Origin of the sequence: Pseudomonas sp. PA-6-3C (genome assembly GCF_021605825.1) — a bacterium.
Lineage (GTDB): Bacteria > Pseudomonadota > Gammaproteobacteria > Pseudomonadales > Pseudomonadaceae > Aquipseudomonas > Aquipseudomonas edaphica.
Genome location: NZ_WKDV01000002.1, coordinates 220856 through 234430 on the forward strand (window position 1 = coordinate 220856; position 13575 = coordinate 234430).

14 protein-coding genes are annotated in these 13575 nt (G+C 56.8%); all 14 read right to left on the reverse strand.

Annotated elements, in window-relative coordinates; genetic code table 11:
* Positions 1-123 precede the first annotated feature (123 nt).
* Positions 124-540, reverse strand: coding sequence for a F0F1 ATP synthase subunit epsilon (locus tag GIW48_RS02805; protein WP_017135117.1), 417 nt, complete (start codon positions 538-540; stop codon positions 124-126).
* 44 nt (positions 541-584) lie between these two features.
* A complete protein-coding gene (gene atpD / locus GIW48_RS02810; protein ID WP_017135118.1) occupies positions 585-1961 on the reverse strand; it encodes a F0F1 ATP synthase subunit beta in 1377 nt (458 codons plus the stop codon).
* A gap of 27 nt (positions 1962-1988) precedes the next feature.
* Positions 1989-2849, reverse strand: coding sequence for a F0F1 ATP synthase subunit gamma (gene atpG / locus GIW48_RS02815; RefSeq protein WP_010207685.1), 861 nt, complete (start codon positions 2847-2849; stop codon positions 1989-1991).
* A 50-nt stretch (positions 2850-2899) separates the two neighbouring features.
* Entirely contained in the window at positions 2900-4444 is a 1545-nt protein-coding gene (gene atpA, locus GIW48_RS02820; protein WP_017135120.1) for a F0F1 ATP synthase subunit alpha, read from the reverse strand.
* A 21-nt stretch (positions 4445-4465) separates the two neighbouring features.
* Complete coding sequence (locus tag GIW48_RS02825) at positions 4466-5002, reverse strand: F0F1 ATP synthase subunit delta (protein WP_017135121.1); 537 nt, start codon at positions 5000-5002, stop codon at positions 4466-4468.
* A gap of 12 nt (positions 5003-5014) precedes the next feature.
* Positions 5015-5485 (reverse strand): F0F1 ATP synthase subunit B, encoded by a 471-nt coding sequence (locus GIW48_RS02830; protein WP_017135122.1) that lies wholly within the window; start codon positions 5483-5485, stop codon positions 5015-5017.
* Between the two features lie 56 nt (positions 5486-5541).
* A complete protein-coding gene (atpE, locus tag GIW48_RS02835) occupies positions 5542-5799 on the reverse strand; it encodes a F0F1 ATP synthase subunit C (RefSeq protein ID WP_002555987.1) in 258 nt (85 codons plus the stop codon).
* Between the two features lie 133 nt (positions 5800-5932).
* Positions 5933-6802 (reverse strand): F0F1 ATP synthase subunit A, encoded by an 870-nt coding sequence (gene atpB / locus GIW48_RS02840; protein ID WP_017135123.1) that lies wholly within the window; start codon positions 6800-6802, stop codon positions 5933-5935.
* 16 nt (positions 6803-6818) lie between these two features.
* Positions 6819-7226, reverse strand: a complete 408-nt coding sequence (locus GIW48_RS02845) for a F0F1 ATP synthase subunit I (protein WP_010565865.1) — start codon at positions 7224-7226, stop codon at positions 6819-6821.
* A 148-nt stretch (positions 7227-7374) separates the two neighbouring features.
* Positions 7375-8247 carry a ParB/RepB/Spo0J family partition protein gene (locus tag GIW48_RS02850; protein WP_017135124.1) on the reverse strand — a complete coding sequence of 291 codons (873 nt, stop codon included), beginning with the start codon at positions 8245-8247 and terminating at the stop codon, positions 7375-7377.
* 9 nt (positions 8248-8256) lie between these two features.
* Positions 8257-9054, reverse strand: coding sequence for a ParA family protein (locus GIW48_RS02855; RefSeq protein WP_016978715.1), 798 nt, complete (start codon positions 9052-9054; stop codon positions 8257-8259).
* 18 nt (positions 9055-9072) lie between these two features.
* Positions 9073-9717, reverse strand: a complete 645-nt coding sequence (gene rsmG / locus GIW48_RS02860; RefSeq protein WP_017135125.1) for a 16S rRNA (guanine(527)-N(7))-methyltransferase RsmG — start codon at positions 9715-9717, stop codon at positions 9073-9075.
* A complete protein-coding gene (gene mnmG, locus GIW48_RS02865) occupies positions 9714-11606 on the reverse strand; it encodes a tRNA uridine-5-carboxymethylaminomethyl(34) synthesis enzyme MnmG (RefSeq protein WP_099550201.1) in 1893 nt (630 codons plus the stop codon). The genes rsmG and mnmG overlap by 4 nt, the downstream gene beginning before the upstream one ends.
* 553 nt (positions 11607-12159) lie before the next feature.
* Positions 12160-13530 (reverse strand): tRNA uridine-5-carboxymethylaminomethyl(34) synthesis GTPase MnmE, encoded by a 1371-nt coding sequence (gene mnmE, locus GIW48_RS02870; protein WP_099550200.1) that lies wholly within the window; start codon positions 13528-13530, stop codon positions 12160-12162.
* Positions 13531-13575: the final 45 nt, after the last annotated feature.

The window sequence follows — 13575 nt, forward strand, 5'->3', positions numbered from 1 at the left end:
GAATGGCTACCAATCCTGGGCGGTCCGACTTCAGACCAGAGAAGTGTTTTGCTGAAAAAGAAAAAGGGTAGCCGAGGCTACCCTTTTTAATCAATCGCGCTAGAAGTATTGCGGCTAGGCCGCTTACTTCTTGCGGATCTGCTGGAGCGTGCGCAGCTGGGCTGCAGCCTCGGCCAGACGTACAGCAGCAGCGCTGTAGTCGAAGTCCGCACCCTTTTCGTTCAGGGCCTTCTCGGCAGCCTTGACGGCTTCCTGAGCGGAGGCTTCATCCAGGTCGCCAGCACGTTGCACGGTGTCGGCAAGTACCTTGACCATGTTCGGCTGAACCTCGAGGAAACCGCCGGAGATGTAAAACACCTCACGTTCCCCGCCTTGCTTGGTCAGAGTGATCGGACCTGGCTTCAAGCTGGTGATCAACGGTGCGTGACCCATGGCGATACCAAGATCACCCAGATCGCCGTGTGCAATCACCATTTCTACCAGACCGGAGAAGATTTCCCCTTCCGCGCTGACGATATCGCAATGGACTGTCATAGCCATCTGATTGCCTCAACCTGATGAGCGCCCGTTTCCGGGCGCCGAGATTACAGTTTCTTGGCTTTCTCGATCGCTTCTTCGATGCCGCCGACCATGTAGAACGCTTGTTCTGGCAGGTGGTCGTAGTCACCGTTGAGGATGCCTTTGAAGCCAGCAATGGTGTCTTTCAGGGAAACGTATTTACCCGAAGCACCGGTGAAGACTTCAGCCACGAAGAACGGCTGCGACAAGAAACGCTGGATCTTACGAGCACGGTTTACCAACTGCTTGTCGGCTTCCGACAGCTCGTCCATACCCAGGATCGCAATGATGTCCTTCAGTTCTTTGTAACGCTGCAGCACGTACTGAACGCCGCGAGCGGTGTCGTAGTGCTCCTGGCCGATCACGTTCGGGTCCAGCTGGCGCGAAGTCGAGTCGAGTGGATCGACCGCTGGGTAGATACCCAGGGAAGCGATGTCACGGGACAGAACGACGGTGGCGTCCAAGTGGGCGAAGGTGGTCGCAGGCGACGGGTCAGTCAAGTCATCCGCAGGTACGTATACCGCTTGGATCGAGGTGATCGAACCTTCTTTGGTCGAAGTGATACGTTCTTGCAGAACGCCCATCTCTTCGGCCAGGGTCGGCTGGTAACCTACTGCGGAAGGCATACGGCCCAGCAGTGCGGATACTTCAGTACCGGCCAAGGTGTAACGGTAGATGTTGTCGACGAACAGCAGAACGTCGTTACCTTCGTCACGGAACTTCTCGGCCATGGTCAGGCCAGTCAGTGCTACGCGCAGACGGTTACCCGGCGGCTCGTTCATCTGACCGTAAACCAGTGCCACTTTGTCCAGAACGTTGGAGTCCTTCATCTCGTGGTAGAAGTCGTTACCCTCACGAGTACGCTCACCCACACCGGCGAACACGGAATAACCGCTGTGCTCGATGGCGATGTTACGGATCAGTTCCATCATGTTTACGGTTTTGCCTACACCGGCACCACCGAACAGACCGACTTTACCGCCTTTGGCGAACGGGCAAACCAGGTCGATAACCTTGATACCGGTTTCGAGCAGATCGTTGCCGCCAGCTTGTTCGGCGAACGAAGGTGCTGGACGGTGAATGCCCCAGCGCTCTTCGGTGTCGATCGGGCCAGCTTCGTCAATCGGGTTGCCCAGTACGTCCATGATCCGGCCCAGGGTCGCTTTACCGACCGGTACGGAGATGGCAGCGCCAGTGTCGACAACGTCCAGACCGCGCTTCAAGCCTTCGGTGGAACCCATCGCAATGGTACGAACCACGCCGTCGCCCAGCTGCTGCTGAACTTCCAGAGTGGTTTCCGCGCCTTGTACTTTCAGCGCGTTGTAGATGCTCGGTACGCTGTCGCGTGGGAATTCCACGTCGATAACGGCGCCGATGATTTGAACGATACGTCCGCTACTCATAGCTGGATCCTCTGAATATTTGAACCGTTAAACCGCGGCAGCGCCGCCGACGATTTCCGAGATCTCTTGGGTGATCGCAGCCTGACGCGCCTTGTTGTAGATCAGCTGCAAATCGCTGATCAGATCACCGGCGTTATCGGTAGCGTTTTTCATCGCGATCATCCGCGCCGCTTGTTCAGCTGCGTTGTTCTCGACCACCGCCTGGTACACCTGCGACTCCACGTAGCGCACCATCAAGCCGTCAAGCAGCTCTTTGGCGTCTGGTTCGTAGAGGTAGTCCCAGTGGTGCTTGAGTTCCTGATCCGGAGTCGCCACCAGTGGAATCAATTGCTCCACGGTTGGCTGCTGGGTCATGGTGTTGATGAACTTGTTGGATACCACGGACAGGCGGTCAATCCGGCCTTCCAGGTACGCATCCAGCATCACCTTCACACTGCCGATCAAATCATTGATCGACGGCTCTTCACCCAGGTGGCTGATAGCTGCAACGACGTTACCGCCGAAGTTGCGGAAAAAGGCCGCACCCTTGCTACCAACTACACACAGATCGATCTCGACGCCCTTTTCGCGGTTTACCGCCATGTCCTTGACCAGGGCCTTGAACAGGTTGGTATTCAGACCACCGCACAAACCACGGTCACTGCTCACTACTACATAACCCACACGCTTAACTTCGCGGTCGATCATGAACGGGTGGCGGTATTCCGGGTTGGCGTTAGCCAAATGCCCAATTACCTGGCGGATACGCTCCGCATAAGGACGGCTAGCAGCCATGCGCATTTGTGCCTTGCGCATTTTGCTGACCGCCACTTTTTCCATGGCGCTGGTAATCTTTTGCGTGCTTTTGATGCTCGCAATCTTACTGCGAATCTCTTTTGCGCCTGCCATGTAACACCTATCAGGTTAGCAAGCGGGAGCCTTGCGGCTCCCGCTGCGGCTTACCAGGTTTGGGTGGCCTTGAACTTCTCGATACCGGCTTTCATGCCAGCGTCGATTTCGTCATTGAAGTCACCCTTCACGTTGATCTTGGCCAACAAGTCGGCGTGATCGCGGTTGAAGTAAGCAATCAGCGCTTGTTCAAAGCTGCCGACCTTGGTGATTTCGACGTCAGTCAGGAACCCACGCTCAGCGGCATACAGCGACAACGCCATGTCAGCGATCGACATTGGGGCGTATTGCTTCTGCTTCATCAGCTCGGTAACGCGCTGACCATGCTCAAGTTGCTTACGGGTCGCTTCGTCCAGGTCAGAAGCGAACTGGGCGAATGCCGCCAGTTCACGGTACTGAGCCAGAGCGGTACGGATACCACCGGAGAGCTTCTTGATGATCTTGGTCTGAGCGGCACCACCCACACGGGATACCGAAACACCGGCGTTCACAGCAGGACGGATCCCGGAGTTGAACATGGCCGATTCCAGGAAGATCTGACCGTCGGTGATGGAAATCACGTTGGTCGGAACGAACGCGGAAACGTCGCCAGCCTGGGTTTCGATGATCGGCAGTGCGGTCAGGGAACCGGTTTTGCCGGTCACTGCGCCGTTGGTGAACTTCTCTACGTATTCTTCCGAAACGCGGGATGCGCGCTCCAGCAGACGGGAGTGGAGATAGAACACGTCGCCTGGGTAAGCTTCACGGCCTGGTGGACGGCGCAGCAGCAGGGAAATCTGGCGGTAAGCCACTGCTTGCTTGGACAGATCGTCATAAACGATCAGCGCGTCTTCACCGCGGTCGCGGAAGAATTCACCCATGGTGCAACCGGAGTACGGTGCCAGGAATTGCAGCGCAGGAGATTCCGAAGCACTGGCAGCCACGATGATCGTGTTGGCCAGGGCGCCGTTTTCTTCCAGCTTGCGAACCACGTTGGCGATGGTCGATTGCTTCTGACCAATGGCTACGTAGACGCAGAAAATGCCGCTGTCTTTCTGGTTGATGATCGCGTCGATCGCCAGAGCGGTTTTACCGATCTGACGGTCACCGATGATCAGCTCACGCTGGCCACGGCCGACTGGGATCATGGCATCGACAGCCTTGTAGCCAGTCTGTACAGGCTGGTCTACCGACTTACGCCAGATCACGCCTGGAGCAACTTTCTCGACCGCGTCGGTCTCGGTGTTGCCCAGTGGACCTTTACCGTCAACAGGGTTACCCAGTGCGTCGACTACGCGACCCAGCAGTTCCTTACCAACCGGAACTTCCAGGATGCGGCCTGTGCACTTGGCGCTCATGCCTTCAGCCAGACTGGTGTACGCGCCCAATACAACGGCACCTACGGAGTCTTGCTCCAGGTTGAGGGCCATACCGTAGACGCCGCCCGGAAACTCGATCATCTCGCCGTACATGACGTCGGCCAGACCGTGAATCCGCACGATGCCGTCAGATACGCTGACGACAGTGCCTTCGTTACGGGCTTGGGAGGTCACATCGAGCTTGTCGATGCGGCCCTTGATAATTTCACTTATTTCGGAAGGATTGAGTTGCTGCATTGCTCTGCTGCCCCTTCAAACTCAAGATTTCAATGCTTCGGCAAGTTTCGCGATTTTGCCGCGAATCGAGCCATCGATAACCAGGTCGCCGGCACGGATAACAACACCACCAATCAGGGATGCGTCCTCCGAAGCTTGCAGGCGCACTTCCCGATTGAGTCGTGCACTGAGAACCTTGGCGAGTTTGTCTTGCTGTTCTTGGTTCAATGCAAAAGCACTGGTCACTTCAACGTCTACCGATTTCTCTTCTTCGGCCTTGTACAGGTCGAACAGAGCGGCGATCTCCGGCAAAAGCGGGAGACGGTCGTTTTCGGCAACGACGTGGATGAAGTTCTGTACCTTCACATCAAACTTGTCGCCGCACACTTCAATAAAAGTGGCGGCCTTGTCTGCGCTCGTCAGTCGCGGGGCCTTGAGCACGCGCTGCATGGTGTCGTCTTGCGACACTGCTGCAGCCAGGCCGAGCATGGCTGACCAAGAGGCCAGCTGCTGGTGGGCCTGGGCGTGCTCGAAGGCTGCCTTAGCGTAAGGTCGGGCCAACGTGGTCAATTCTGCCATGATCGCCCTCGCTTAGATTTCAGCAGCCAGTTTGTTAACCAGCTCCGCGTGCGCGTTTTGATCGATTGTGGCACCCAGGATCTTCTCAGCACCGCCGACGGCCAGAGCACCCAGTTGGGCACGCAGCGCATCTTTGACACTGTTCAATTCCTGCTCGATCTCGGCCTGAGCCTGAACCTTCACACGGTCAGCGTCGATACGGGCTTTTTCAACAGCCTCTTCAACAATCTGATTACCGCGTTTCTTGGCTTGCTCAATGATTTCAGCTGCCTGTGCCTTAGCATCGCGCAGTTGATGGCCCGCTTTCTCTTGGGCCAACTCCAGGTCGCGAGCTGCACGGGTGGCAGCGTCCAGTCCATCCGCGATCTTCTTCTGACGTTCGTGCAAAGCTGCGATGACCGGAGGCCATACGAACTTCATGCAGAAAACGACAAAAATCAAGAACGCTAAGGACTGACCAATAATGGTTGCATTAATGTTCACGCCAATACCTCGCTCGTTCGTTGCACAACACACCAATCACTCGAAAAAACGAGTGATTAACCGGCGAGTTGACCAACGAAGGGGTTCGCGAAGGTGAAGAACAGAGCGATACCAACACCGATCATGGTCACGGCGTCGAGCAGACCGGCAACGATGAACATTTTAACCTGCAGCATTGGGACCATTTCTGGCTGACGCGCTGCGCCTTCCAGGAACTTGCCGCCCAGCAGGCCGAAACCAATGGCAGTACCCAGGGCGCCCAGGCCGATCAACAGTGCAACAGCGATAGCGGTTAGACCAACTACAGTTTCCATCTTTCCTCCCGACTTTTACGTCGTATGGTTTAGGTTTTTTAGATTTTAAAGCGGTAAAACAAATCGTTTCATAGCCCTGGTGGGCCACCTTCCCGTTTCACCGGGAAGGACATCAGACTAGTCGAGACCGGTCTTAATGGTTCTCTTCGTGCGCCATCGACAGGTAGACGATGGTCAGCATCATGAAGATGAAGGCCTGCAGGGTGATGATCAGGATGTGGAACACAGCCCACGCCCACTGCAGAACAATGCCCAGGCCGCTAAGCCAGAGCAGACCACTGCCGAACATCACAGCGATCAGAATGAACACCAGCTCGCCGGCATACATGTTGCCGAACAGTCGCAGAGCCAGGGAGATAGGCTTGGCGATCAGGGTGACGAATTCCAGCAGGAAGTTCACCGGGATCAGCAGGGCTTGAACGAAAATGTTCTTGCTGCCGAACGGGTGCAGGGTCAGTTCGCCGATGAAGCCGCCGATGCCCTTGATCTTGATGCTGTAGAAAATGATCAACGCGAATACCGACAAGGCCATGCCCAGGGTAGCGTTAGGGTCAGTGGTCGATACGGCACGGAATGGAATGTGCGGGTCGCCGCTGATCGCCATGGCGAGCTGAGGAATCCAGTCAACCGGGATCAGGTCGACGGCGTTCATCAGGAACACCCAGACGAAGATGGTCAGTGCCAGCGGTGCAATCACCGGGCTACGGCCATGGAAGCTGTCTTTCACGCTGCCATCGACGAATTCGACCAATACTTCAACGAAGTTCTGCAAAGCACCTGGCTGACCGGAAGTCGCCTTTTTTGCCGCCATGCGGAAAATCAGGACGAAGATCAGACCCAATGCGACCGACCAGCCCAGAGTATCCAGGTGGAAAGCCCAGAAACCCATTTCTTTGGCTTCTGCTGCGGTGTGGGCGAAGCCCCAGCCGCCGTTGGGAAGCTGACCGAAGGTCAGGTTCTGCAAGTGGTGCTGGATATAGCCCGAAGCGGTTGTTTCTGCCATGGTTGCCTCAAACGCCCTAAGGTTTCGAAAGTCTTGTTTTCATTAGCAGGGGAGCGAACCAGCTGACCAGTTGGGTCAACACGAAGACGCCGAATACAGCCAGCGGCGCCAATGGCTTCACACCTGCAAAGGTCAGTGCAAACAGCACTGCCGTCAAAATCAGTTTCCCCGCCTCGCCGGCATAAAATGACCGGACGATAGCCTGGGCTGCTCGGGCGCCGGAAAACCGAAAGGCCCTGTGAGCAAAATACATATTGGGCAGCAAGGCTATCAGGCCTCCGCAGAGTCCTGAATATCCGGCTACGACTCCATGCCAGTACCAAAGCGCCAACGCGGCGATCAGTAGAATGACAAATTGAGCCAATAAAACCGGGAAAACGGCCAAGCGATGGAACGGCAACGTGTTTGGCGTGCGGGTTTCCATCACTTTTGCTCCTCAATGGTCGGCTGCCGAGAATCAATAACTTGGCATAATTTGTGCCGACAAAATGCGCGCAGAGTATAGGGGCGGTTCAGCCCCTATTCAACTGTCGGGTAGTGTTTTCCGATCGCGCGCTACATAAGCAAATGTTTCAGCGGATGTGGGCAAGGACGCCCTGAAGCTCGTCAAGCGAGTTATATCCGATAACCAATTGCCCTTTGCCCTTCTTGCCGTGGCGAATTTGTACCGCAGAGCCCAGCCGCTCGGCCAGGCGCTGCTCGAGGCGTGCGATATCCGGATCAGGTTTGGCGGTTTCGACCGGTGCAGGTTTGCCGCTCAGCCACTGGCGAACCAGCGCCTCAGTCTGACGCACCGTGAGCCCTCGTGCGACAACGTGTCGCGCCCCTTCAACCTGTTGATTTTCCGGCAAACCGAGCAAAGCACGGGCATGACCCATTTCCAGGTCGCCGTGGGACAACATGGTCTTGATGACTTCCGGCAACGCGATCAGACGCAGCAAGTTGGACACCGTGACGCGGGATTTACCCACCGCGTCGGCCACTTGTTGCTGGGTCAGCTGGAATTCCTGCTGCAAACGCTGCAACGCGATCGCTTCTTCAACCGGGTTGAGGTCTTCACGCTGGATGTTTTCGATCAACGCCATGGCGATGGCGGTTTCATCCGGTACATCGCGCACCATCGCCGGGATGGTTTCCTTTCCGGCCTGCTGGCTTGCGCGCCAGCGGCGTTCGCCGGCGATGATTTCAAACCGACCGCCGCCGATCGGGCGCACCACAATCGGCTGCATCACGCCCTGGGCCTTGATCGAGTTGGCCAGTTCTTCCAGCGCCTGGGGGTCCATATCGCGGCGTGGCTGGTATTTGCCGCGCTGGATCAAGTCCAGCGGCAAATGTTGCAGCTCGCGCTCGTCGGCCTGTACCGCTTGTTCTTCAAGCGAAGTGACAGTCGGACCACTCAACAGTGCATCCAGTCCACGTCCGAGACCTCGTTTCTTGACGGCCATGGGGATTCCTTAAGTTGGCTGGGCTGCAGCGGTGCGTGAGTTGCGGCGTTGACGGCGAACCATCTCGCCGGCCAGTGCCAGGTAGGCAATGGCGCCACGCGATGATTTGTCGTACGCCAGCGCGGGCATGCCGTAGCTTGGCGCTTCGGCCAGGCGGATGTTGCGTGGGATCACGGTGTCGTACAACTGATCACCAAAGTGTTCCTTGAGCTGCGCCGACACATCGTTCATCAGGCTCAGGCGCGGATCGAACATCGTACGCAGCAGACCCTCGATCTGCAGGTTCGGGTTCAGCAGCTCAGCGATTCGCTTGATGTTATCCACAAGGTCGCTCAAGCCTTCCAGTGCGTAATACTCGCACTGCATGGGGATAATCACCCCATCGGCGGCAACCAATGCGTTGAGCGTGAGCATCGACAGCGACGGTGGGCAGTCGATCAAAATGTAATCGTAATTCTCGCGGATCGGCGCCAAGGCGCTGCGCAGACGGCTTTCTTTCATCTGCATTTCGAGCAGCACCACTTCCGCCGCGGTCAAATCGCGGTTGGCCGGCAGCAGTTGATAACCACCGTGCTCGGAGTAGTGCATGGCCTGGGCCAGGTCACACTCGCCGATCAGCAAGTCGTAGACCGAATTTTCCAGGCCGTGTTTATCCACACCGCTACCCATGGTGGCGTTGCCCTGTGGATCGAGATCGATCAACAGCACCCGACGCTTGGTGGCGACCAGGGATGCTGCGAGGTTGATGCAGGTGGTGGTTTTGCCCACGCCACCTTTCTGGTTCGCTATCGCGAATACCTTAGCCATTCTTGCTTGTGTTCCCAATCATGCCGTGCGGCGCAGTATCAGCAGATGGCGTTGGCCTTGGCAACCGGGTACGGCCAAGGCGTGTTCGCTATCGAGGTGGAAGTCTGTCGGCAATGCTAACAGCTCGTCGCTTGGATGAACGCCCTTCATTGCCAGCCAGCGGGTGTCGCGGTCGCCCAGGTGGCGAGTCCAATTGCTGAAGTTCTCCATGCTGCTGAATGCCCGGGAAACAATTCCATTGAAAGGCAGTTCAGGTGTGAACTCTTCGACCCGACTGTGGATAACTTGCAGGTTTTCCAGCTTGAGCTCGAGTTTTACCTGGGTCAGGAAGCGGGTTTTCTTGCCGTTGCTGTCCAGGCACGTCACTTGCGACTCGGGAAACAGGATCGCCAGCGGAATGCCTGGCATCCCACCGCCACTGCCCACGTCAAGCCAACGGCCGTTTTCGATAAACGGCATCACGCTCAAACTGTCGAGCAAATGACGCGAAACCATTTCGTCGGGGTTACGCACCGCAGTCAGGTTGTAAGCCTTGTTCCATTTGATCAACAGGGCCAGGTAGCCGAGCAGTAATTCGTGCTGGGCTGCAGTCAGGTCCACGCCTAACTGGCGCGCACCTGTGGATAATTCTTCGGCGTGTTGCGAGGTGACCAACGAACTCAAGCGCTTTGCTCCAACTGACGGCCCGCGCCGCGTTTTTTCAAATGAATCATCAACAGCGAAATCGCTGCCGGAGTGACGCCGGGAATACGTGAAGCCTGACCAAGAGTCTCCGGCCGAGTTATCCCCAGCTTGCTTTGGATTTCTTTCGACAACCCCGAAATCCCGGTGTAATCGATATCCACAGGCAGCTTGGTGTCTTCACTGGCGCGCAGGCGAGCGATCTCATCCTGCTGGCGGTCAATGTAACCGGCGTATTTGGTCTTGATCTCGACCTGCTCGGCAACCTGTGGGTCTTCTGCGCCCTGGCCTGTCACTTCGACCAAGCCAGCGTAGTCGATTTCCGGACGGGACAGCAGGTTCAGCAGGTTGTATTCGTGGGTCAGCGGCGTACCGAATTTTTCCGCAATCGCATCGCCCTGCTCGGTGCCTGGGCGAACCCAGGTACTTTTCAGACGTTGCTCTTCGAGCGTGATGCTTTCGCGTTTTTTGCAGAAGGCTGCCCAACGCGCGTCATCGACCAGGCCCAGCTCGCGACCTTTTTCGGTCAGGCGCAGGTCGGCGTTGTCTTCGCGCAGGATCAAACGGTATTCCGCCCGGGACGTGAACATCCGATACGGTTCCTGGGTGCCCAGGGTAATCAGGTCATCGACCAATACGCCGATGTACGCTTCATCGCGACGCGGGCACCAGCTGTCTTTGCCCTGCGCGCGCAGTGCTGCGTTGGTCCCGGCCAGCAAACCTTGGGCGCCGGCTTCTTCGTAACCGGTGGTGCCATTGATTTGGCCAGCGAAAAACAGACCGGCAATGACTTTGGTTTCGAGGCTGTACTTCAGATCACGCGGGTCGAAGTAGTCGTACTCGATGGCGTAGCCCGGACGCACGATGTGGGCGTTTTCCATGCCGCGAATCGACTGCACGATCTGAATTTGCACGTCGAACGGCAAGGACGTGGAAATCCCGTTCGGGTACAGCTCATGGGTGGTCAAGCCTTCGGGCTCGATGAAGACCTGGTGGCTTTCCTTGTCGGCAAAGCGATGGATCTTGTCTTCGATCGAAGGGCAATAACGCGGGCCAATGCCTTCAATCACCCCGGAATACATCGGCGAACGGTCGAGGTTCGCGGCAATGATCTCGTGGGTGCGGGCGTTGGTGTGGGTAATCCAGCAGCTCACCTGTTTCGGGTGCTGCTCTTTGGAACCCATGAACGACATGACCGGGATTGGCGTATCACCGGCTTGTTCGGTCATCACCGAGAAATCCACAGAACGCCCGTCGATACGCGGCGGGGTACCTGTTTTCAAGCGACCGACTCGCAGTGGTAACTCGCGCAGGCGTTTTGCCAGGGCAATCGATGGCGGATCACCGGCGCGACCGCCGGAATAGTTCTGCATACCGATGTGGATAAGTCCGCCCAGGAATGTGCCGGTGGTCAACACCACGGATTCTGCGAAGAAACGCAGGCCCATCTGGGTGACAACGCCCTTCACCACGTCCTGTTCGACGATCAGGTCATCGGCAGCCTGTTGAAATATCCACAGGTTCGGCTGGTTTTCCAGGGTTTCACGTACCGCAGCCTTGTACAGGATGCGGTCGGCCTGTGCCCGAGTAGCGCGTACGGCCGGGCCTTTGCGGCTGTTGAGCACGCGAAATTGAATACCACCTTTGTCGGTAGCCATGGCCATGACACCGCCAAGGGCATCAATTTCTTTAACCAGATGGCTTTTGCCGATCCCACCGATGGCGGGGTTGCAACTCATGGCACCGAGGGTTTCCACGTTGTGCGTCAACAACAGGGTTTTAACGCCCATGCGTGCTGACGCCAGTGCTGCCTCGGTACCGGCATGACCGCCGCCGATGACGATCACTTCAAAACGGGAAGGGAAATCCACCACGCACCTCGTGCCTGCTTATGTAGGTAATCAGGAATTGTTTGTTGAAAGAGTTTTAGAGCTATGGCGGCAAGTATAGGGACTTAGCCCTTCCTAAAGAACCCTTTGCACAAAATTTAACCAGCTGTGGATGAATCACAGACAATAGAAATTAAAAAAGAAGAAATTTATAAGATCTTTGTTTTTATGTTTATTTTTACTGAGCCTACTTTCTGTGGATAGATCTCTACAAGCCTCTATTTACATCGTGTACAGAGATTCAAAAGTCTGTGGTCATGTGCCAATGAGGCCCTTGGATAAGTGCTTTAAGCCTGTGGATTAAAGGGGTGGTTATCCACAGAGGGGGTTTTGCTCAGGTTTCAAGCCCTGTTATCAACTGGGCACAGGTGCGGTTATTCACAGGGCTTAATCCACAGAAAATGGCTTGCATGGCCAAATCTCGCCCACGCAAAAGCCACCTGCCTTTTAGGTAATGAGTCAAAAATGGGAATTGAATGCCCTGAGGCGGGCGAAACAGGCAGGCGCGAATGGCCTGCCTGTGGACAACGAAGGGTTACTTACCGATGCAGAAGCTGGAAAAGATCCTTCCGAGCAGATCATCGGAGCTGAAAGCGCCGGTAATCTCACCCAACAGCTGCTGCGCCTGGCGTAAATCCTCAGCCAGCAGCTCGCCAGCCCCCGCCAAGGTCAACTGAGCCCGACCGTGCTCCAACGCCGCGCTGGCATGGCGCAGCGCTTCCAGGTGCCTGCGGCGTGCGCTGAAGCTGCTTTCGGAGGTCTGCTCATAGCCCATGCAGGCTTTGAGGTGGTCGCGCAGCAATTCCAAACCATCGCCCGCTGACTTTGCGCTCAGGCTGATGGTCACGTGGCCATCGTCGCTGGTCTCCATGGCAATGGCTTCACCAGTCAAATCGGCCTTGTTGCGGATCAAGGTGACTTTGGCCGGGTCTGGCCGTTGCTCGAGAAATTCCGGCCACAGGGCAAATGGATCCGCAGCCTCTGGCGCAGTGGCATCCACCACCAGCAATACGCGGTCCGCTTCACTGATCGCCTTGAGCGCCCGTTCCACGCCGATCTTTTCTACCTGGTCTTCGGTATCGCGCAAGCCGGCGGTGTCGACCACGTGCAGCGGCATACCATCGATGTGGATATGTTCGCGCAAGATGTCCCGGGTGGTGCCGGCAATCTCGGTGACGATCGCGGCTTCTCGGCCAGCCAGCGCATTGAGCAGGCTGGACTTGCCGGCATTGGGTCGCCCGGCAATCACTACCGTCATACCGTCACGCAGCAAAGCACCCTGCCCGGCCTCGCGCAGTACGGTGGATAACTCGTCGCGAACTTTATCCAGCATCGCCAGGACGTGGCCATCAGCGAGGAAGTCGATTTCTTCCTCTGGGAAGTCAATCGCAGCCTCGACGTAGATGCGCAGACTGATCAACTGTTCGGTCAAGTTATGCACACGCAGGGAAAAAGCGCCCTGCAGTGAGCGCAACGCATTGCGCGCCGCCTGTGCAGAACTGGCCTCGATCAAATCGGCAATCGCCTCGGCCTGGGCCAGGTCCAGTTTGTCATTAAGGAATGCCCGCTCGCTGAATTCGCCTGGGCGCGCCAGACGGCAGCCCAATTGCAGGCAACGCTGCAGCAACATATCCAGCACTACCGGGCCACCATGGCCCTGCAGTTCCAGCACGTCTTCGCCGGTGAACGAGTTAGGGCCGGGGAAATACAGCGCCAGCCCCTCATCCAATACCGTTTCATCAGCATCCAGGAACGGCCCGTAATGGGCATATCGGGGTTTCAACTCACGGCCGCTGATGGCCTGGGCCGCCACGCTGGCCAGCGGCCCGGAAATTCTAACGATACCAACACCGCCGCGACCTTGAGCGGTAGCGACAGCAGCGATGGTTTCACGAGGAGCGCTCATCAGCAGGTTCCAGAACAAAAGTGACAGAAAGCAAAACGCCCCACT